This is a genomic window from Mesorhizobium sp. BH1-1-5, from assembly GCF_020165615.1.
GTDB lineage: Bacteria > Pseudomonadota > Alphaproteobacteria > Rhizobiales > Rhizobiaceae > Mesorhizobium.
The window spans coordinates 56,319-76,533 of sequence record NZ_JAIUIM010000003.1; the positions used below are offsets into that span (position 1 = coordinate 56,319).

Annotated in this window: 24 protein-coding genes; 7 read left to right on the forward strand and 17 right to left on the reverse strand. The window is 64.9% G+C overall.

Annotation, left to right across the window (positions count from 1 at the left end):
- Positions 1-103: 103 nt before the first annotated feature.
- The 6 genes from alc to LB572_RS04635 all read right to left on the reverse strand — a co-directional run bounded on the left by alc (position 104) and on the right by LB572_RS04635 (position 6,854).
- Positions 104-1,336, reverse strand: coding sequence for an allantoicase (alc, locus tag LB572_RS04610; RefSeq protein WP_224666890.1), 1,233 nt, complete (start codon positions 1,334-1,336; stop codon positions 104-106).
- Positions 1,333-2,112, reverse strand: a complete 780-nt coding sequence (locus LB572_RS04615) for an aspartate/glutamate racemase family protein (protein ID WP_224666891.1) — start codon at positions 2,110-2,112, stop codon at positions 1,333-1,335. Before LB572_RS04615 ends, alc begins: the two co-directional genes overlap by 4 nt.
- A gap of 1 nt (position 2,113) precedes the next feature.
- On the reverse strand, positions 2,114-3,496 hold the full coding sequence (allB, locus tag LB572_RS04620) for an allantoinase AllB (protein ID WP_224666892.1): 1,383 nt from the start codon (positions 3,494-3,496) through the stop codon (positions 2,114-2,116).
- A gap of 89 nt (positions 3,497-3,585) precedes the next feature.
- Positions 3,586-5,040, reverse strand: a complete 1,455-nt coding sequence (locus LB572_RS04625) for a hypothetical protein (protein ID WP_140801162.1) — start codon at positions 5,038-5,040, stop codon at positions 3,586-3,588.
- Positions 5,041-5,196: 156 nt separating this feature from the next.
- Complete coding sequence (locus LB572_RS04630) at positions 5,197-6,153, reverse strand: LysR family transcriptional regulator (protein WP_224666893.1); 957 nt, start codon at positions 6,151-6,153, stop codon at positions 5,197-5,199.
- A 92-nt stretch (positions 6,154-6,245) separates the two neighbouring features.
- The gene (locus LB572_RS04635; protein WP_140801160.1) at positions 6,246-6,854 is read right to left on the reverse strand and encodes a TetR/AcrR family transcriptional regulator; all 609 of its coding nucleotides are present in this window, start codon (positions 6,852-6,854) and stop codon (positions 6,246-6,248) included.
- 113 nt (positions 6,855-6,967) lie between these two features.
- Here LB572_RS04635 and LB572_RS04640 point away from each other — a divergent pair, with 113 nt between their 5' ends.
- The 3 genes from LB572_RS04640 to LB572_RS04650 are packed head-to-tail and all read left to right on the forward strand — an operon-like array spanning position 6,968 to position 8,855.
- Positions 6,968-7,978 carry a zinc-dependent alcohol dehydrogenase family protein gene (locus tag LB572_RS04640; protein ID WP_224666894.1) on the forward strand — a complete coding sequence of 337 codons (1,011 nt, stop codon included), beginning with the start codon at positions 6,968-6,970 and terminating at the stop codon, positions 7,976-7,978.
- 36 nt (positions 7,979-8,014) lie between these two features.
- Positions 8,015-8,449, forward strand: a complete 435-nt coding sequence (locus tag LB572_RS04645; RefSeq protein ID WP_224666895.1) for an OsmC family protein — start codon at positions 8,015-8,017, stop codon at positions 8,447-8,449.
- 19 nt (positions 8,450-8,468) lie between these two features.
- Positions 8,469-8,855 carry a nuclear transport factor 2 family protein gene (locus LB572_RS04650; RefSeq protein ID WP_224666896.1) on the forward strand — a complete coding sequence of 129 codons (387 nt, stop codon included), beginning with the start codon at positions 8,469-8,471 and terminating at the stop codon, positions 8,853-8,855.
- Between the two features lie 78 nt (positions 8,856-8,933).
- Here the strand turns inward: LB572_RS04650 and LB572_RS04655 are convergent, their stop codons facing one another.
- On the reverse strand, positions 8,934-9,449 hold the full coding sequence (locus tag LB572_RS04655; RefSeq protein WP_224666897.1) for an OsmC family protein: 516 nt from the start codon (positions 9,447-9,449) through the stop codon (positions 8,934-8,936).
- Between the two features lie 56 nt (positions 9,450-9,505).
- Positions 9,506-9,931: a GFA family protein gene (locus tag LB572_RS04660; protein ID WP_224666898.1), complete on the reverse strand. Its 426-nt coding sequence runs from the start codon at positions 9,929-9,931 to the stop codon at positions 9,506-9,508.
- Between the two features lie 313 nt (positions 9,932-10,244).
- Between LB572_RS04660 and LB572_RS04665 the strand changes: the two genes are divergently transcribed.
- On the forward strand, positions 10,245-11,264 hold the full coding sequence (locus tag LB572_RS04665; RefSeq protein ID WP_224666899.1) for an AraC family transcriptional regulator: 1,020 nt from the start codon (positions 10,245-10,247) through the stop codon (positions 11,262-11,264).
- Here LB572_RS04665 and LB572_RS04670 read toward each other — a convergent pair.
- The 7 genes from LB572_RS04670 to LB572_RS04700 all read right to left on the reverse strand — a co-directional run bounded on the left by LB572_RS04670 (position 11,261) and on the right by LB572_RS04700 (position 16,230).
- A complete protein-coding gene (locus LB572_RS04670; protein WP_140801153.1) occupies positions 11,261-11,872 on the reverse strand; it encodes a LysE family translocator in 612 nt (203 codons plus the stop codon). The two genes, LB572_RS04665 and LB572_RS04670, sit on opposite strands and share 4 nt — an antisense overlap.
- A 230-nt stretch (positions 11,873-12,102) precedes the next feature.
- Positions 12,103-12,441 (reverse strand): YkgJ family cysteine cluster protein, encoded by a 339-nt coding sequence (locus LB572_RS04675; RefSeq protein WP_140801322.1) that lies wholly within the window; start codon positions 12,439-12,441, stop codon positions 12,103-12,105.
- Between the two features lie 44 nt (positions 12,442-12,485).
- Complete coding sequence (locus LB572_RS04680; protein WP_181179021.1) at positions 12,486-12,638, reverse strand: hypothetical protein; 153 nt, start codon at positions 12,636-12,638, stop codon at positions 12,486-12,488.
- Positions 12,639-12,641: 3 nt separating this feature from the next.
- Entirely contained in the window at positions 12,642-13,049 is a 408-nt protein-coding gene (locus LB572_RS04685; RefSeq protein ID WP_140801152.1) for a hypothetical protein, read from the reverse strand.
- Between the two features lie 240 nt (positions 13,050-13,289).
- On the reverse strand, positions 13,290-14,045 hold the full coding sequence (locus tag LB572_RS04690) for an SDR family NAD(P)-dependent oxidoreductase (RefSeq protein ID WP_224666900.1): 756 nt from the start codon (positions 14,043-14,045) through the stop codon (positions 13,290-13,292).
- Between the two features lie 103 nt (positions 14,046-14,148).
- Positions 14,149-14,808 (reverse strand): glutathione S-transferase family protein, encoded by a 660-nt coding sequence (locus LB572_RS04695; RefSeq protein WP_224666901.1) that lies wholly within the window; start codon positions 14,806-14,808, stop codon positions 14,149-14,151.
- Positions 14,809-14,826: 18 nt separating this feature from the next.
- On the reverse strand, positions 14,827-16,230 hold the full coding sequence (locus LB572_RS04700; protein WP_224667116.1) for a patatin-like phospholipase family protein: 1,404 nt from the start codon (positions 16,228-16,230) through the stop codon (positions 14,827-14,829).
- Between the two features lie 218 nt (positions 16,231-16,448).
- Here LB572_RS04700 and LB572_RS04705 point away from each other — a divergent pair, with 218 nt between their 5' ends.
- On the forward strand, positions 16,449-16,628 hold the full coding sequence (locus LB572_RS04705; protein WP_140801149.1) for a CsbD family protein: 180 nt from the start codon (positions 16,449-16,451) through the stop codon (positions 16,626-16,628).
- A gap of 42 nt (positions 16,629-16,670) precedes the next feature.
- Here the strand turns inward: LB572_RS04705 and LB572_RS04710 are convergent, their stop codons facing one another.
- Positions 16,671-17,801: a metallophosphoesterase gene (locus LB572_RS04710; RefSeq protein ID WP_412033534.1), complete on the reverse strand. Its 1,131-nt coding sequence runs from the start codon at positions 17,799-17,801 to the stop codon at positions 16,671-16,673.
- Between the two features lie 148 nt (positions 17,802-17,949).
- Between LB572_RS04710 and LB572_RS04715 the strand changes: the two genes are divergently transcribed.
- Positions 17,950-18,537 (forward strand): hypothetical protein, encoded by a 588-nt coding sequence (locus LB572_RS04715; RefSeq protein ID WP_224666903.1) that lies wholly within the window; start codon positions 17,950-17,952, stop codon positions 18,535-18,537.
- A 23-nt stretch (positions 18,538-18,560) separates the two neighbouring features.
- Here the strand turns inward: LB572_RS04715 and LB572_RS04720 are convergent, their stop codons facing one another.
- Positions 18,561-19,217, reverse strand: coding sequence for a TetR/AcrR family transcriptional regulator (locus LB572_RS04720; RefSeq protein ID WP_224666904.1), 657 nt, complete (start codon positions 19,215-19,217; stop codon positions 18,561-18,563).
- A 219-nt stretch (positions 19,218-19,436) separates the two neighbouring features.
- Here LB572_RS04720 and LB572_RS04725 point away from each other — a divergent pair, with 219 nt between their 5' ends.
- Positions 19,437-20,204 carry an NIPSNAP family protein gene (locus LB572_RS04725; protein ID WP_224667117.1) on the forward strand — a complete coding sequence of 256 codons (768 nt, stop codon included), beginning with the start codon at positions 19,437-19,439 and terminating at the stop codon, positions 20,202-20,204.
- Positions 20,205-20,215 lie beyond the last annotated feature (11 nt).

The following is a 20,215-nucleotide window of genomic DNA, read 5'->3' on the forward strand; positions in this document are numbered from 1 at the left end:
ATCTCTCCCGCGCTAGCGGCGGAGCGAATGCAGCCCGAAGCGGAATTGCATAGCTGCGAAAACGAGCCGCCGCAGCATCTTCAATGCAAGCAAGATCTTCCCGTCAGTTCTCATCGCCCGATCCTTCGAGCACCGCTTTCACGCCCGTTAACCCAAGACCGGCGAAGGATGCGATAGACTCTTCCGCCAGCGGTCGCGCCGCGATCAGGCGTTCGGCGATCTCGGCCGAAACACCCTGCTCCGCAAGCACCTGCCTGGCCTGCCCTGTCGGCAGCGCGTTGAACCAGCGATAACCAGCGGCGAGACGCGCGGCGGGGTCGACCTTGCCCCACAATCTCACCCGCGAGATACCGCCATCGGGATAGGCATCGAGCCTGACGCAAGAAACCGGCTCGCTCGTTCGCGCCACGCGAAAAACATGGCGTGTGTCCGGCTGCAGCGGCCGGCGCGACAGCAGCGGCGCCCAGCCATCGTCGCCGGGCGTCGCCTCCCCCGCGCCGGAGAGCGCGACTTCGGCCGAGGCGTTGTATTTGAAATGCGCGGTGTCGATCTCGACCAGCCTGACATGGCCCGGCAGCGCAAGGCTGATGATGGCGTGGTCGTTGCCGCCGTCGCGGCGGCGCCGGGTTTCCCAGCCGTCGCCCATGTTGCGCGCCTTGTCGGGACGGTTGAGCATTGCGGCCGAGGTGTAGAAGCCGTCGCTGCTGGTCACCACCTGGCCGCCATGGTCCTGGCTGGCGAGGTCGATGGTAAGCCCGTCGAAGACCCGCGGGTCCGGCACGACATGGCCATAGACGCGCAGCCTGGCGATGCCGCCGTCGGGAAAAGCCGAGAGGCGGATATGCGTGAAACGTCGGCGATCGGAAACCTCGAAGCGGTTGTGCGCGTCGCCCTTGAGCGGCGAACGCTGCACGATCTCGATCCATTCGGTCTCGGCCGACTGCAGAGCCTTAGGGCCGGGATAGCCTTCGACACCGCAGGCCTCGATGCGGCACGTGGTCGGGAAATTGCCAGTGAAAAAGGACGTATCGACATCGATGCCGGTGATGATGCCGGCCGCACCCAGCCGCACCAACGCCCAATCGTGCCCGGGCTCGCGCCGCCGCTTCGTCTCCCAGCCGTCGACGATCTCGCCGCGCGGTCCGTAATTGCCCGGGACGAAAGCCGAGGGCGTCGGCGTGAGCAGGCTCTCCTTGTCGCCGAAGGATTCGTCGCTCGCGGCCAGCACGCTGCCACCCAGCCAACGCGAGGCAAGATCGACCTCGGCGGCGAAATCCTCCTTCAGCTCGGGCATGGCGTAAGCGTCATGCGCCGGGCCCTTCTCGATCATGTTCATCGCCGGCCTCCCGCGCGCAGCGCCAAGCCCGCCGGACGCGGCCTCAGCCCCAGCGCCTCCGACAGCGGCCAGCCGTCGATGCGCTTTGCATCCGGCTTCGCGTAGGTCGAGACCTTGCTAGTCTTGAGCCCGAGGCCGACGACCGCCTCGGCGAGCCGCACCGCGGCGGCCACGCCGTCGATGACGGGCACGCCAAGCTCGGATGTGATCGCTTCCTCCAGGCCGGCCATGCCGGCGCAGCCGAGACAGATCACTTCGGCATGATCCTGCTCGACCGCCTTGCGCGCTTCCTCGACGATGGAGCGCATGGCGCCGGCGGGATCCTGATCGACCTCCAGCGTGGTCATGCCGTTGGCGCGCACCGAGGCGCAGCGGTCGGCAAGGCCGGAGAGCCGCAGCCGGTCCTCGATCGGCGGCACCGAGCGCTGCAAGGTGGTGACGACCGAATAGCTGCGGCCGATCATCATCGCCATATGGGCGGAGGCCTCGCAGATCTCGATGACCGGCTGCTCGATCAGTTCCTGCAGCCCGTCGCGGCCATGCTCGCCGAAGCCGGCCATGACCACGGCATCGAAGGGTTCGTCATAGGCCAGCACGCGGTCCATGACGGCGACGGCCGAAATGTAGCTCTCGAAATTGCAGTCCACCGCTTCGGGTCCGAAGAAGGGCGTCAGCGTGACGATGTCGGTACCGGGGGATGCGGCGGTCTTGGCGGCCGCGTCGATGACATCGGACATCGACTGGCTGGTGTTGACGTTGACGACCAGGATCTTCATCTCAGGCACTCCTTTTCAATTCTTGCGTCCGGCTTGTTTCTCCGGCCTGCGCTTTTCCGGCGATCAGTTCGCCCATCGGGCGGCCGAAGAGGTCGATGCGCTGGCCGCGCAGGAAGGTTTCCTGCACCACGCCGCTCAGCGTCCTGCCGGCATAGGGGGTGATCGGATGGCGGTGGTGGAGGCTGGCCGCGTCGACGACGAATTCGGCATCGGGTGAAAACAGTGTGAAATCGGCGTCGCAACCGATCGCGATGCGGCCCTTGTGCGCAAGGCCGGCGAGCGCGGCGGGACGCTCGGCCATCCAGCGAACGACGTCGGCCAGCGAATGGCCGCGCTTGCGCGCCTCGCTCCAGGTCACCGGCAGGCCGAGCTGCAGCGAGGAGATGCCGCCCCAGGCGGCGCCGAAATCGCCGGAGGCCAGCTCCTTCATCTCAGGCCTGCAGGGCGAATGGTCCGAGACGATCATGCCGATCGTGCCCTCCCCGACGCCGTCCCAGAGCCGTTCACGGTTGACGGCTTCGCGCACCGGCGGGCCGACCTTGGCGGCGGTCTCGCCCTCGCCGATCTCCTCCGCGCAAAGCGCAAGATAGTGCGGGCAGGTCTCGACGCTGAGCCGCACGCCGTCGGCGATTGCCGAAGCGATCATCGGCAGCGCGTCGGCGCTGGAGAGATGAAGGATATGCGCGCGGGCGCCGCTGGCGCGGGCCGCCTCGATCACCTCGGCGATCGCCAGGTTCTCGATGCCTTTGGGGCGCGAGGCGAGGTAGTCGGCATAATGGCGGGTGTGGACCTCCGGCATCGCGGCCATCGCGTCGGCGCTCTCGGCGTGGACGATGAAGAGCGAGCCGAGGCCGGCGACGACATCCATCACCTTGCGCATATGCCCGGGCGCGATGCCCGGAAAATCGTCCGTGCCGGTATCGCAGAGGAAGGACTTGAAGCCGAGCACGCCGGCGGCATGCAGCTTCGGCAGGTCGTCGAGGTTCGACGGGATGGCGCCGCCCCAGAAGCCCACATCGACATGGCACTGGCCGTCGGCGGCTTCGCGCTTGGCGGCAAATGCCTCGAGCGTCACGGTGGTCGGCACGCTGTCCAGCGGCATGTCGACCAGCGTGGTGATGCCGCCGGCCGCGGCCGCGCGGGTCGCGGTCAGAAAGCCTTCCCATCCGGTGTTGCCGGGTTCGCAAATATGGACGTGGCTGTCGACCAGGCCGGGCAGCAGCACCGTGTCGGCATCGAGCGTGACGGTTTCACGGGCGTTGGCGGGAGCGTCGAGCGCGGCGACACGGACGATCTTGCCGCCGACGACGCCAACCGACACGGCGCGCTCGCCTTCCGGCAGGATGGCGCGCGGAGCGCGGATGAGGAGATCGAGGGATGTCATGGCAATTCCTCCCCGTGCGGCCTGCCGCGACGGAACTGGAGCTGGGATCCTGTCCGGAGGCTGGCTGCAGCCTCCGGACAGATTGCGCGTCAGATACGGGCGAAGCCGAGCAGAGCCTTCACGTCGGCCCGCTTGTGGACCAGCGTCACGCCGATCAGGTAGACGACCGCGCCGGTCAGCCAGGCCTGGAGAGCCGGGAAGCCGATATAGTCGCTGTTGACCGCCGGGATGAGGCCCGCGGTGTAGACGCCGACCACCGTGCCGGCGGCCAGAGCTATGACGCCCGGCCAGTTGGCGATGCCGAGCTCGCTCCAGTTGGCGACGCGGTACATCGGCCGCTTGATGCCGAACAGCCAGGGCAGCAGGAAAAGGTCGATCGCCATGATCGTGCTGGCGACCGGCACCGTGGTCGAGCCGATGCTGGTGACAAGGTTGAACGTATCCTGCAGGTTGGGCAGGTAGAAGGTGAGCACGGCCGCGATGAGGCCGAGGCCGACGACGGTATACTGGCGCTTCCAGCCGCGAATGCCGGAGAGAACGTTCTGCGCGCCGTTGACGGCGATATAGAGGTTGCCGTCCTGCACCGCCCACTGGTTGATGACGATGACGGCGATGCCGAGCAACGCGCTGCCGAACATGGTGAAGTTGACGAAGTAGCTGATGCTCGGGCCGAAATCGGGCTGGTTGGAGAGCGCCGCGATCATGTAGCCCATGACCGGGAAGAGCAGCGCGCCGACCAGATAGGAAATGACGATGGTCGGGATGTTCCACCAGGAGGCGCGGCCGGCCTTGGCGTAGCGGAAGAAGTCCGGCTCGTTACCCCAGGTGGACAGGCCGACCATCGAGCCGATGACCATGATCATGGCGGTCTTGCTGTCGACATGCGGCACTGCCGCCAGCACATCATGCGAGACGGTGGTGAAGGCGAGGATGGTGGCGAAGATGCCCCAGACCAGGATGACCGGCACTGCGACGAACTGGGCGAAGCGCTGCACGCCCTCGAAGCCGAAATAGGTGTTGACGATCATCACGATCGCCAGCAGCGCGGTGATGGCGCCGACCGCCGGCACCGTCATCAGCCCGCCGGCGATGTCGATGATGAACTTCACCGTGAACAGGTAGAAGGCCATGCCGTTGACCACCAGGAGCAGCGAGACGAGGCCGCTGCCGATGGTGCCGAAGATGCTGCGCGCCATCACCGAATGGGTCTGGCCGGTGGCGGCGCCAGCATTGGCCGAGCCGATGCAATAAAGGCTCATGACGGCCGCGGCGATCAGCATCGCCACAGTCAGTTCGGAAAGCGTCAGCCCCTGGAAGCGCGCGCCATAGCCGACCAGCACGGTGCCGAACACCGCCTGCATCGACAGGAACTGCGCCAGCATGCGGAAGTTGGAACGCCGCTTTGCCTGCGGCACGACGGATTCGGTATAGTCGGCAATGTCCGCCTCGGTGACGGACAGGATGGTCTCGACGCTGTCGGCAATCGCCGGCTGCGCCTCGCCCGGCAACGGCTGCCTGGACGAAGTCGGTGTTTGCAAGGTCATCTCAGTATCCCCTTTGCGAGGTGTTCCCCTGGTCGACATGCCGGCCCGTCTTCGCCTTACGGCAGCATCAACGGAACCGATGCAATGTCGCCATGCTTGACCATGAAACCCAGACTTCCTCCCTTCAACGCCCAAAGATCGAACGTTAAGCATTAATCAGATCAATGCACTTCCTCCGTCCGCCTGCGTCTGCTCGACAATTTCCGCAATGAAAAGGTCACGCGCGATGTGGGCCGGGCTTTGCGGATCGGTGACGATGAAGATGTCGTTGCGAGGCACGTCGGCGCCGGCGATCAGCGGCCACAGCCGCCCGGCCTCGACATCGGTTTGCGCATAGCCTTCCGGCAGGAAGCAGAGGCCGACGCCGAGGATCGCCAGCCGCTTGGCCTCCTCGAGATGATCGGACATGCCGGCGATGTTGCGGCCGAAGCCATGCTCGAGCCGGAACTGGGTGAGCTCGTCGCCCTCGTCGGCGCCGGTCAGCACGAAGGCTTCCCTCGCCAGATCGCCGGGATCGGCAACGCTCCCGCCAAAGAGCCTGTGCGGCCTCCCGCAATAGGGCCGGTGGATCTCGGTGAAGAGGTGGAGGTAGGCGAGCTCGGCGCGCTTCACCCGCGAAGGCGAGATGCCGACGTCGATCCGGTGCTGGATGAGCGAGTTGACCACTTCGGTCCAGGCCGCGACTTCAACGATCAGCTCGACGGCCGGGTATTTGGCATGGAAGGCGGCGATCGCCTCATCGAGCGCCGGCGCGACGAGGTTGGAGACCAGCATCACCCGCAAATGTCCACGTATCTCGGACTTGACGTCCGAGAGCTTCGCCGGGATTTCACGGATCGCGCCGGCGAATTCCCGGCAGCGCTCGGCAAGGATGCGGCCCTCCTCCGTCAGCTCGAAGCCGGTCGGGCCGCGATGGCAGAGCGTGACGCCAAGCCTTTCCTCGAGGCGCCGCAACGCGAGGCTCAGCGCCGGCTGCTTGCGGTTCAGCTCCTGCGCCGCCTTGGTCACCGAGCGGGCGTCGGCGATCTCATGGAAGAATTTCAGCAGGTTCCAGTCGAGATTCCTGGCGAATTGCGGTCCGCGAACCGCCTGATCCGACTGTTTGCGCCCCAAAGCATGCTCCCGAAGCCACTTCGCCTGCCGCCCGTTGCGGCAAGGTACGGCAAGTTAAGCCGATATTTTCGGAGCCGGCAAAGCCCTTTGCCTCAGGCGGTAGCGTCGGCCTGCTGCGCCACCTTGCCCGCAAGCACCGCTTGCTCGACCAGCGCGGCCACCTCATCGGCAACGGTCGAGACCGGGGTACGGTCGCGGGTGGCGCGGGCGATCACCATCAGGCCTTCCAGCGAAGATTCGACCAGCAGCGCCAGCGCCTGCGCGCGCCGCTCCGGCACCCCTGCCCTGACGAATGCCTGACGCAGCAGTCCGATCCACTGCTCGAAGGCCGAGCGGCAGATTTCAACAAGGTCCGGCACATCGTTCGGCGCGTCGAGCACGACCGGCGCCACCGGGCAGCCGAGCGAGAACTCGTTCTCCTCCAGCATGCGGGCCACCGACTGGTAGATGTGGTGGACGGCAACGGCGGGATCGCTTTCCTCCGACAGCGCGGCGCCCAGCCGCTCGGTCACGTCGGCGACGCTGGCGCGCGTCACCTCGATGACAAGCTGGTCCTTGCCGCCCGGAAAATGGAAATAGAGCGAGCCGCGCGGCGCGCCGCTGGCGCTCAAGATGTCGTTCAGCGACGTGCCGTGATAGCCGCGCTGCCGGATTAGCAGCGCCGTCGCCTCGATCATGCGGGTGCGTGTGTCCGTCGCCACGTCGACCTCTCGAATGTCAACCTTTGTCAGCAGTACGCATTATAGGGCTTGCCCATAATATGACAATCGGTCTACATAATATGTAAATCGGTCTACATATTTTGGAGGCAACGATGCAGAGCTATCGGCTTGAGGAATTCGGCGACATTGGGAAGCTGGTGGCCCGCGAGGTGCCAATGCCCGAGCCGGGAGCAAACCAGATCCTGGTGCGGGTGCGCGCCACCTCGCTCAATCGCCGCGACACGATGATCCTCAACGGCACTTATCCGCTGGCACCCCGCACGGGCACCGTGCCGCTGAGCGACGGCGCCGGCGAAGTGGTGGCGGTTGGCGACGACGTGACCCGCTTTGCCGTCGGCGACCGCGTGACCGGCAGCTATTTCGCGCGCTGGATCGACGGCCGCATGCATCCAGGCATCATCGACCAGCTCGGCTGCACGCTGGACGGCATGCTGTCGGAATACGCGCTGCTCGACGAGCAATGGGCGGTACGGCTGCCCGACCATCTTTCCTGGCAGGAGGCCGCGACCTTCACCTGCGCCGGGCTGACCGCCTGGAGCGCGCTGACTGGCGCCGAGATTCCAAAGCCCGGACAATGGGTTCTGGTGATCGGCTCAGGCGGTGTCGCGCTGTTTGCCCTGCAGTTCGCCAAGCTCATGGGCTGCCGCGTGGCCGCCGTCACCTCGCGCGCCGAAAAGGCCGACAGGTTGCGGGCGCTCGGCGCCGACCTCGTCGTCGCTTCGGCCGAAACGCCGGAATGGGGCATGAACCTCCGCGAAGCGACAGGCGGGATCGATCTGGTCGTCGAGACCGGCGGTCCGGCGACCTTCCCGCAATCGCTGATCGCCAGCGCGCTTTACGGGCGCATCGTGCTGCTCACTGTTCAGGACAAGAACGGCAAGTCGATCGAGATCCAGGGCGCCGTCTACCAGTGCAGCCTGGTCACCATCGGCCGCCTGTTCGTCGGCAGCCGCGGCGGGCTTGAGGCAATGCTTGCCGCCGTTGCCACGCACAGGCTGAAACCGGTCATCGACAAGGTCTTCCCCTTCGCCAAGACGCGCGAGGCGTACCGCTATTTCGAGCAGGGCGACGTCTTCGGCAAGGTCGTCATCGACGGCGCGTGACCACCGTACTTTCCGCAAACAGAGAGGAGATAAGCCATGACAATCCGTGAAGCCTCGGCCCAATGGCAAGGCACGCTCAAGGAAGGTTCCGGCCGGCTGCGACTGGGCAGCGGCGTGTTCGAAGGCGCCTATTCCTTCCCGTCCCGCTTCGAGAACGGCCCGGGCACCAATCCGGAAGAACTGATCGCGGCCGCGCATGCCGGCTGCTTCTCGATGGCGCTCACCGCCATATTCGGTGCCGAAGGCCATATGGCCGAGAGCATCCATACGATCGCCAAGGTGCATCTCGGCGCCACCACGGCGGGACCGACGCTCACCCGCATCGAGCTCGAAACGCAGGCCCGCGTCGTCGGCATCTCGGCAGAGGATTTCGAGCGGCTGGCGCAAAAGGCCAAGGCGACCTGCCTCGTCTCGCGGGCGCTGGCCGGTGTCGCAACCATCACGCTCAAGGCGAGCCTCGCAGCTCAGTGAAACGACAGGAGAAAACCCAATGAGCCAGGAATTGATCATCGACATCGCGATGGCCAATCGCTCCGCCGGGACAGCGGAAATCATGCGGCGCTACAACGACGTCTTCCAGCGTCACGACCCTTCCGCACTGGACGAACTGGTGGCGCAGGACTGCGTGATCGAGAACACCACGCCGGCGCCGGACGGCGCCCGCCGTACCGGCAAGGCGGCTTGCGTCGAATTGTGGTCGGCGATCGCCACCGCACCCGGCACGCGCTTCGACCTCGAAGAGACATATGTGGCCGGCGACCGGGCGACGATCCGCTGGCGCTTCTGGAAGTCCGACGGCAGCTCGCTGCGTGGCGTCAACCTGATGCGCGTGGCGGACGGCAAAATCGTCGAGGCGATGGGCTATGTGAAAGGATAGGCCTGGCGCGAAAAACCGCGCTCAGGCCCAGCCCGGAATCCGCCCCCGCCAGGATTGGATTCCGGGCAAAGTCCAGGCCTACGAGACCACCCTGTTGAGTTTCACGAAGATCTTCGGGCTGCGCTGGATGGTCTGGAAGATCACGCAGTACCGGTCCGTGAGCTCGAGCAGCTGTGTCAGCCGGCTCTGCTCGACATCCGACTCGATGTCGAAGCGCAGGCGGATTTCCTTGAAGCCGACCGGCACGCCTTCGGTGACCCCAAGCGTGCCGCGAAGATCGACATCGCCCTCGGCGGAGATTTCCGCCGACTTGATGGGAATCTCGAGCACGGCCGCGGCCGCCCGCATCGAGACGCCGGCGCAGGCAATCAGCGCCTCCAGCAGCATGTCGCCGGAACAGAGCTCCTGGCCGCTGCCGCCGGCCTTCGGATGGATGCCGGCAAGCGCAAGCCCGCGTCCGGTCTCGACCTTGCAGGTCACCCTGGTATCGTCGGCGCTGCCCTTAGCCTTCAAGGTAAGAAGCGCGGCCCGCGCGTCCTTGCGATAAAGATCCTTGATCGGCTCCTGCGTGGCGCGAAACGTCGCGATATCCATTGCTGTTCTCCCGTCCTGAATTGCGGTTGCTTGAAATCGTCGGCCATGGTCCGGGCCTATTCCGGGACGGCGATGCCGGAGCCGCCAAGCTCGGCCGGAAAATCCTTCAGCTTCGGCAGCCCATCCTTCATCGGCAGGACCGTCTCGGCGTAGTTGACGTGGACCCCCGGCGTGAATTCCACCGTCGGTATGGTGGCCGCATAGACGTCGACCAGCCCGAGCGGCGGATGATCGGTCATCAGATGCCCGCCGCACTTGGTGCAGAACTGGCGGTCGCTCATCTCGGACTTCTTGAAGCCGGATAGAAACTCCGCGCCCTTGGTGACCTTGACGTTCCCGGGCTTCCACAGCGTGAAGGCGTTCACGGGAGACGCCGACCACGAACGGCAGGAACTGCAATGGCAGTAGCCCATCGCCTCCGCGTTTCCGTGGACTTCGATTTCCACGGCGCCGCAAAAACACCCGCCCTTATGTACCGTCATGACTGTTGATCCTTATATCCAGGTTTGGTTCGACCGTGCTCGGCGCCCGTCTTAGACGGCACCGCACAGTGCCGGCGGGTTTAAAGCTTCCGGCAATGAACGGAATGACGGGGCGTCCGCCTTACTTGACAGCGCGTCCGGAACTGGAAAGGGATATCGCGCCGGATTGCCGCGCAGCTAGAGCGTTTCACCGATACGGCGAACCGCTCTATCTTCTTGTTTTGACGCAATTCCGGACGGGAGGTTACGGCGAAGGCGCCGAACTCAACCGCTCACACTTTTCCTGGAATTGCTCTAGCGGGATAGGGGTGGAATGGCCGGGGATGCTCTGTCTGACCTTTTGAAAACGGTGCGCCTCACCGGCGCGACCTTTTTCGACATCGAGGCCCAGGACCCGTGGGCCATCCGCTCGCCGGCGCCTTCATCGATATTACCGAGGATACTGCCGGGCGCGGATCACCTTATTTCCTACCACGTGCTGACGGCGGGCCGCTGCTTTGCCCGCATTGTCGGCCAGGAAGCGATCCCGATGGAGGCCGGCGAGGTCGTGGTCTTCACCCATAGCGATCCGCATATCATGTCGAGCACGCCCGACCTCAGGGCCGAACCGCCGACGGCGGATGTGCTGGAGATCGCGGCCGCAAGCCAACAGCCATTCCCCATTAACTACGTCAAGGACGGATCGCTGTCGGCCCGGCTGGTCTGCGGCTATCTCGCCTGCCATGCCCTGCCCTTCAATCCGCTGCTCGAAACGCTGCCGCCGGTCATCAAGGCCGGCGACGTCAAAGGCAATGGCGGCTGGCTCGGCCAGTTCATCAGGCTTGCGGTCTCGGAAGTGGCCGAGAAGCGGGCCGGCAGCGAGACGGTGCTGACCAAGCTCAGCGAATTGATGTTCGTCGACGTGCTGCGCCGCTATGTGGAATCGCTGCCGCCGCAGCAGACCGGCTGGCTCGCTGGCCTGCGCGATCCGCATCTGAGCAAGGCGCTGGCGCTGGTCCACGACCGGCCGGCGCATAATTGGACAGTGGAGGCGCTGGCTAAGGAGTCGGCATTGTCGCGCACGGTGCTTGCGGAGCGCTTCACCAGAATCGTCGGAATGCCGCCGATGCACTATCTCGCCAAATGGCGCATGCAGATCGCTTCGGAGCTGCTCAGCGCCGGCAACAGCAACGTCGCCAGCATCGCGGCGGACATCGGCTATGAATCCGAGGCGGCGTTCAGCCGCGCCTTCAAGAAGATGATCGGCGTACCGCCTTCGGCCTGGCGGCTCGGGGTTCGGGCTGCGGCCGGCTCCGGAAGCGACGAGGCTTCCGAAACCGGATCGGAGAGCTAGCGATCCGCCAACGCCAACTTCGCACCAAGCATGACGAAGGCGGCGGCGAAGCTGCGGCGCATCCAGGTCAGCACTTTCGGCCGCGACACGATATGGCTGCGCACCGATGCCGCGAACACGCCGTAGATGGCGAAGACGACGAAGGTCATCAGCATGAAGACACCGGAGAGCTCCAGCATCCTGGCAAAGGCGTGCGGCTCGGTGGTGCTGACGAATTGCGGCAGGAAGGCGAAGAAGAAGATCGACAGCTTCGGGTTCAGCACGTTGACCAGAATGCCGGTGGTGATGGTCCTGGCGGTAGAGCGCGGTGCGGCGTTCTCGTCGATGCTGAGACCGCCTTTTTCCTTCAACGTGTTCCAGGCCATGTAGAGCAGATAGGCGACGCCGAGATATTTCAGCGTCTCGAAGGCGACGGCGCTGGTGTGCAGCACCGCGGCGAGGCCGGTGATGGCGGCCGCCATGTGCGGGATGATGCCCAGCGTGCAGGCGAAAGCCGCGACGATCGAGGCGCGCGCGCCACGCGAAAGGCCGGCGCTCAGCGTGTAGAGGACGCCGGTGCCGGGCGAAGCGACGATAATCAGCGACGTCAGTAGAAATTCGATGCTCATGGATTTCCTCCGCAGCCCTGCCCGGCGGGAAGGTACCGGGAGGCTGGGGCGGCGGCAAGCCGGCGCTTTCCTCGCCCCATAAAATGGGGCGAGGTGGCTCGGCGAAGCCGAGACGGAGAGGGGAACGGCGCCGCCTCTGGAAAGCAATCAGAGGAAACCCGCTAGCGTCGCGGCCCCCTCTCCGATCGCTGCGCGGCCACCTCTCCCCCGCCTTGCGGAGGCGAGGAAAACTAGCGCACCGCCAGCCCGTGCGCCGCCCTTGCCATCAGGCACTCGGGGTCGCCCGGCATGCAGGCGTGGCAGACATGCGGGCGCGCGTCGTAGATGCCGCAAGCAGTCGCTTTGCCGACTTCGCCGCGAAGCGCGGCGCAGCGGCCGTTTTCGAAGCGGATGCCGGACAGGTCGGCGGCGACCAGCGCTTCGGGGATACGCTCGAGCTCGGCGTCGTCCTCGGTCGAAAAGCGCGGCCAATCCGCCGCATAAGCACAACAAGCGCCGCAGCTCTGGCAATCGAAGACGGCAGGGTCAACATCCGGAGACGAACCGGCTTGAGCGGCCGGGTCAAGCAGCGCAGGGCCGGAGGTGGTGCGACCGAGGTCTTGCGGCAAGGCTACTACTTCTTCTTGGTCTTGCGCGTCGGTGCTTCGGCCGGCGTCTTGAACAGATCGGTCGCAACCTCGACAGGCGCCTTCTGCGGAGGCTTGGCTGGTTTGGCGGCAGCGGGCGACCCTGCGGGCTGGTCCTTGGGGGCGAATTTTATGGCCATGTATCAGTCCTCGTCGGAAAAGCGCGATGATGGCGCATTCGGGTTACGCAAGCGGCCGATCAGCGCCGAGACCGCCGTGATGTTCATTTCTTCCGGCGACCACATCCCGGCTGCGTCTATGTGATGCGTTCCGAGCTCACGATGGGTGCTGCCGCTATATGCCGCGTCCTGATGGGTTGTCCGCTGAAGCGTCTTGGGGTCCTCCCGGACGTATTCGATCAGATAGTTCGGACATTCGGAGCGACTGAGCACGGCGATCCGCACCTGCGCATTGCCAAAGGCGCGCTTGCATCGCTCAAGCCTTTCAAGCACGCGCCTGACATATTCGACCGGCTTGTCCAGGCCACCGACAAGATCGGCGATGGTGGCATTGCTGGCTATCTGGATTGAAGGCACGCGTTTGGTGGCCATCGTCATTCTCCCGCTCGCGCCGGTCTTCAGCCATGAGCGAGCACAAAGCAATATGGCAATTCATCGAACTGCCGATCCTACCAACATAATTGACGGCACGATTTTTTTGCGCCTTGCCGGGAACTCTTTCGCCGGCTGCCGGTTTTATCCCTGTCGTCGGCAGTTCATGAGCAATCGAGAACGGTTGACGGCAAAGACGCCTCCCGCGCCATAAAAAGCGCGAGAGGCGTTTTCTATTGTTCAGCGTTCCTGATCAGTCGGACGGATAAGTATCTCGTTGACGTTGACCCTTGGCGGCTGGCTGACGGCATAGAAGATGGCGTTCGCGATATCCTCGGCGGTCAATGCTTCCATCGTGGCAAGACGGTGTTCGAGCCCGGCCTTGGATTGCGCGTTGGTGATGTGATCGCCGAGTTCGGTACGCACAAGGCCCGGCTCGATGACGGTGACGCGCACCTTGTCGGCATAGACCTCGCGGCGTAGCGATTCCGAAAAAGCCACCACGCCGAACTTGGTCGCCGCGTAACCTGTCGCGCCGGGGTTGGCGACGCGGCCGGCCACCGAGGAGACGTTGACGATATGACCCTTCGAAGTCTTCAAGTGCGGCAGCGCCGCCTTGGTCGTCGCCATCAGCCCGATCAGGTTGAGCTCGATCATCTGCCGCCAGTCGTCGAGATCGGCTTCGGCCGCGGGGGCGAGCAGCATGACGCCGGCATTGTTGACAAGGATGTCGAGACGTCCCCATTCGGATACGACCTTGTCGACCATCGCGGTGATGTCGCTGGCCTTGGCGATGTCGGCCTCGATGGCGAGTGCCTTACCGCCCGCCTTTCCGATGCGCGCAACCAGCGCTTCAAGGCGATCGGCACGACGGGCGGCGACCCCGACTTTCGCGCCGGCCGCGGCAAGGGCCACGGCGGTGGCCTCGCCGATGCCGGATGAAGCGCCGGTGACAAGCGCGACCTTGCCCGTGAGTGGTGAATTTGCAGTTGTCATGAGGAATCTCCAGGAACCCGCCCCGCTCCTTCACATAGGCCGCGCCGCCAGGGCTTGAAGTCCCCCATCAGAGCAGTTGACGCAATTTGCGGACGGCCCGGGTTCAATCCTGCTCGTGCGGCCCGGGTTCCGGCCAGGGCTCCCTGGCGGCTTCCGCATACCAGTGCCGCATCGCGGGCGTCGCCAGCACCGCGTCGACATAGGCGCGGGTGACCGGCGCCAGCTCACCGCCATAGGTATCGAAGCGCGTCACCACAGGCGCATACATGGCATCGGCCGCGGTGAAATGGCCGAACAGGAACGGGCCGCCCTGGCCATATTGTTCGCGGCACTGACGCCAGATTGCTTCGATCCGGGCCCGCTGCGCCTCGCCCTCGGCATCGAGCGGCTTGTGGGATTTCGGCCGGCGCAGGTTCATCGGCCAACCGTAGCGCAGCTCGCGGAAGCCGGAGTGCATCTCGGTCGCCACCGAACGCGCCAGTTGACGGGCGCCGAGGTCTTGCGGCCAGAGCTTCTTCTCAGGGTAGAGGTCGGCAAGATATTCAAGGATGGCCAGCGTTTCCCAGACGATCCTGCCCTTATGGGTCAACACCGGGACCAGGCCGGTCGGCGACACCTTGGCAAGGTTGGCCGCCGTCTCCGGCGTGCGCAGCCGCACGAAGCCTTCCTCGAAAGGGATCTCCAGGTGCTTCATCGCCACCCATGGCCGGAGCGACCAGGAAGAAAAGCACTTGTTGCCGATACAAAGGGTGAATTCCGCCAAGACCGTCTCCTGATGATGTCAATCCGCTTCGGCCGTCGTGATCGCCGCCGGCCTGACGCCGGCGCGGGCCTGGATCGCGGCGACCGCCGCCTTTATGTCGGGGTTGACCTCGATCGCCTTGCGGCCTGCCTCGATCGCGAGGTCGACCTGGTCGACCGGCAGCCGCAGCCTGGTCGGGATATCGTTCAGCTTCGCCTGCATCGCCGGATCGACATCGGCGAAGGAAAGGTGCTGGACGACCAGGCGGACGTTGCGGCAGTTCCAGCCGGCAGCCGAGCCGCGATAGGCGGAAACGGTTGAGGCCGGCAGGCCGCAGCGAAAGCGCACCAACTCGCCCTTCCATTGCGAGACGGCGAGCGTCAGCGCGTCGAACTCGTCGCGCACCGAGGCAGCGAGCGTGGTGCTGGTGACGACGTTGAACAGCTCGCTGGCCTTCGGCCCGTGCAGCGACTTCGTCCAGGCCTTGTTCGAGCCGCTGCCGGCGTCGACGACGATGAAGATCAGCGTGTTCAGGCGCACCGCCGCAGAGGGCGACAGCGGTCCATAGGGCGTGCCGGCGGCCGAGCGTTCGAGCGTGAAACCGGTGACGCCGATATTGTCGGTCAGCCCGCCGTCCAGCAGCTTCACATAGGTCTGCGGACCGGCGTTCTGGTAGGAATCGAGCGCGCCGGCATAGGCCCTGAGGCGCAGCGACGCATTGTGGTCGGCCAAGGCCTGGCTCAGCCAGTCAGGCCTGCGGTAGCCGCACTCCGGGCTGGTCGCCGCGACCACGATCGGCGCGAAGACGACCGGCACGGCGGCGGACGCGGCCACGCCATCGGCAAGCCGCACCTTGTCGAGATCGCTGCATAGGGCGGCGAAGGTGTCGTAGGTGAAGAGGAACGGCGTACGATTGTAGATGTCGGAGGCGTTGATCCAGACGATCGGCCCGTTCGGCCTGTGCAACGCTTTGAATGTAGCGCCGTCGAAGAGATGGTCGTTCAGCCATCTGGCGAAGCCGCTGCGGTCGTTGACCCCGCCATAGTAGGCGCGGACGAAGTTGACCGGCGAGAACGATGTCCTGAGGTCGGCCTCGGCATTCTGGGTCAGGAAGCGCTCGCGGAAGTCCCGGTAGCCATCGCTGCCCTTGTAGCCGAAATAGGCGGCGGCGACGGCGCCTCCCGAGGCGCCCGAAATCATCCTGATGTCGTCGACCAGCGTGCGGCGCTTCGGTTGTTCGTCGATGACGATATCGTCGAGCGCCCGCAACACGCCATAGGAGAAAGCGGCGGCCCGCGTGCCGCCGCCCGAGAACGCCAGCCCGACGACGGTCGAACCGTCATCGGCGGCATCGGGGATGTAGGTGGGCGACGGGTGGCCGGCTTGCGGGGTCAGATGGTTGATCGGCCCGACATCGTCGGCGACGCAGCCGGCCACGGCCATCAGAACTGCGACAAAGACCACACGAAGACGCAAACCCGCTTCCCCCAAGGCTACCCTCTCGCGCAGCCGCGGCGAACCCTAACCGGATTGCCTTGTCCGATGCAACCGCACCGCGAAGGAGATCACCTTGGCCTGGAACCCAAACCGCTCCAGCACGTTGTCAGACCCGGATGCGGTTCCCGTATCCAGCTTCCTATCCAGGCCCAGGAGATGCGCGCATGGTGAACAGGGATCAGGTCGCCGGTATTGCCAAACAAATGAAGGGTTCGGTCAAACAGGCGGCCGGCAAGGCCACCGGCAACCGGCGGACCCAGGTCGAAGGCACCGCCGACAAGCTCGCCGGCAAGGTGCAGAAGGCCTATGGCGACGTGAAGGACAAGGTCAAGAAGGCGTTCTGACCTCGACGACCGGACTGCGGAGGCCGCCGCAAGGCGGCCTTTTCATGTCTGGAATTGCTTGGCCAAGGCGTTGGTGAAGACGATCTCGCCGTGATCGCCGACCGCTTCGCCCAGCACCACATCCATGTTGTCGGCCGTCACCCGCGCCAGCGCGAAGCCGCCCATATAGGCCGCCTTCGGCTTGACGATATCGAGCCCGTCGCGCTGGTAGATCATCGGCACTTCGTGCTGGTGGCCATGGAAAACGGCGATCACATTGTAGCCCTTGATCGCGGCCAGGAGCGCCTGGCGGTCGGCTTCACTCCACCAATGCGGGCGGCCGGCGCCATCGTCGTCATAGGTGCGCTTCGCCGGATCCCAGCGCTCGGTCGAGAAAGTGTCCCAGCCATAATGCTGGAACAGGATCACTGGCCGGCCGTCGCCGGCATAGGTGGCGAGATCCTGCTTCAGCCAGGGCAGGCTGCTCGGCGCGCCATGGCCGGTGTCGCCGGCGAAGCGGTGCGTCTGGATAAGATGCAGGCCGCCCCAATCCCAGGAATAGCAGTCGGTGTCGACGTCGTATTCGGTCGCCGGCACCGGCGGCTTGAAGAACACGCCGGGGCGGTGGTTGACCTCGACATAGTCGCGCAATTCGCGGCGATACCAGTCGACATGCGGCGGCGAGCCGTTCTGGTCGAGATCGTGATTGCCGAGCCCGACATAGACCGGGATGTGGACGCGGTCGGGCCCGACGCCTTGCTGATAGCGCTGCGAGAACTGCAGAAGCTGCGTGCCTTCGCTGGGCTCGGTGACCTGGCCACCGCCGTCGTCGGTGATGTCACCGCCGGTGACCAGGCCGAGCGGCGCGCCGATGCGGATACCGGCCGAATGCAGGCCGGTGGCAACGCCGTTGATCTCGGCCGGCCACTGCTTGTCGGCAATCGCGTTCAAGGCCGCGACATTGCGCAGAAGTGCTGCATCGGTCTTGCCTTCTTGCAAGCAGCTGGGACTGAGCCCGCTCGCCATGCGGCAGGCATGGATATCGGCGATGAAGAGGAAGGTGGCGTCGATCGGCTGGATGCGCTTCCCGGTCTGGCCGAAGGCCATGCGCGGAAAGGCGCCGGCGGCAGCGAGGCCACCCATCCGGGCGATGAAGGTGCGGCGCGAAACGGTTGCTGGCAAAGAGCGATTCATCGTCACCCGATTAAACATCCTCGAACCGCCTCGTCCAGTTCAATGCCGCGAAGGCGTTTCACGCGCGGTGCAATCGTGAATAGCGCTTGGTCGACAGCAAGGCGGAGGTCTGTCATTGCTTTGGCACATGCATCCAGGGGAGGAAGGCATGAAAACCCTCACAACCGGCATGACGTTCGCCATGCTCGCCGGAGCCGCGCAGGCCGCGGATTGCGTGGACGCCGAAACCGCCAAGGCCGGCTTCGTGCTGGAAAAGGCCGGCATAAGCAGCGAGTTCCGGCCGGGGCCCGGCGGCATGGTCGCGGTCGCCAACAAATACGAGTCGGACTCGCCGCAGACGCAGTATTTCTATGCCGGGCTGATCGAGGTGTTCCGCGACAGCGACACCGGACGGCTATCGATGATCCCGCTCGGCGATCTGAAGAAGCTGTTCCCGCTGAAAGCAGGCGCCAAGAGCAAGACCGAATTCGTTCGGCTATCTTCGAAAAAGGCGCCAAAGGGCACCGAGACACTGGCTTTGGTCGTCAAGGGCAAGGACAGCTACAAGCTCGGCGACTGCAAATACAACGTGCTCGTGGTCAGCGAAACGATCACTGGCGATACGGGCAATGTCATCGACACCTTCACCGCGCTCTATTCGCCGGACCTGCAGGCGGTGCTGGCGCGGCGGTACGACGAAGGGACGAGCGCGCAAAGCGAAGTTGGGTTCGAGACGATCAAGCCGCTGAAGGAGTGAGGCGTAATTGTCGCCCGCCGGCACTATCCGATCTTCGCCCGTGACAACACGCGGCGACGCCGCTTTGCGGTCAACCTGCCCTGCGATGGCGACGGTTCGAAACTTTCCAACTCCCTCAGGCACGCCCGCAAAACCCCGGCGTCCTGCGCAGTCTTGGCCATCGACATGGCGCCGGAATAGGCCGCCACGACCAGCGCTGCAAAACGCTCCGGATCGGCCCCGCCGTCCGGTTGGTCGGCCCGCATCTTGTCGGCGATCGCCTGCCGCCAATTGGCAAAGATCCTGGCCAGTGCCGAGCGAAATTCATCGTCGGCCAGCGACAATTCATGCGCGAGGTTGTTGAGCGGGCAGCCGCGCACATAGCCTTGGCGCTCAAGCTCCGCCGCCACCGCCTCGAACACGACCCGCACGCCTTCGCGAGCCGAGGGCGCCGCCAGCACGGGGTCGATCCAGGTTTCCCGAACCGCGGCCGCGACCCGCTCCTCGATCACGGCCAGCGCCAACGCCTTCTTGGTTGGGAAATGGTGGTGCAGCGCGCCGCCGGTGACGCCGGCCGCCGCCATCAGATCACCCAGGCTCGAAGCGTGATAGCCGCGCGCCTGGAAGGAGTCTTCCGCCACATCGAGCACGCGCCGGCGCATGCCTTCCGGGTCATTGGTGCGCTTCTTGCGCATCGCCATCTCCCCTTCTCCCCTTGCCCGAACGAAGTGAAGGCGGATGAAGGGTGCTCGAGGGAACGCCAGCGTCTCACTCCGCTGGAATACCCTCATCCGTCTCGACGCTGCGCGCCGAGCCACCTTCTCCCACAAGAAGGTGAAAAGCACGATAGCAGATTGACAAAACAGGACAACCGGTCTGTTTATAAAACAGGACAATCACCCTGTTTCGAGATTCCAACCATGAACCGACCCTCTCGCCTTGCCTCGCCTGTCGTGGAGCTGCGGCAATACACGCTGAAGCCCGGACAACGCGAAACGCTGATTGCCCTCTTCGACCGCGAGTTCGTCGAAACGCAGGAGGCGACCGGCATGACGGTCATCGGCCAGTTCCGCGACCTCGACCGCCCCGACATGTTCGTTTGGCTGCGCGGCTTCGAGGACATGGAGGCGCGGAGAAATGCACTGACCGCCTTCTATGGCGGGCCGGTCTGGGCCGAACATCGCGACGCCGCTAATGCGACGATGATCGATTCCGACAATGTGTTGCTTCTGAAACCGGCATGGCCGGGCGCGGGTTTCGACTTGCCGAGACGGCAAAGGCCAGCCTGCGCCGAAGCCGGAAAACAAAATTCTGAAAGTGCTTTAGGCGGCATTGTTGAGATTTCGATTCATCATTTGCAGCCAGGCAAGGAAGCAGGCTTCACCGAGCGCTTTCGAACAGAAGCGGCTCCGCAGCTTGCAGCGAACGGAGCTAGCCTGCTGGGAGCATTCGTGACGGAGAGCGCCGAAAACACCTTCCCGCGCCTGCCGGTGCGGACAGGCGAGAACGTCTTCCTGTCCGCCATCGGCTTCGACAACGAGGATGGCCATGCCTTCAGCCGAGCACCGCTTGCAACCTCGCCTCACCTGCAGGCTTTCCAGCGATCTGCGGAACTGGCGCGACCGACAGAAGTGCTGCAGCTCTCGCCGACCGCGCGTTCGCTGCTCGGCACATCAGCGATTGCTTAATCGACAGGGCC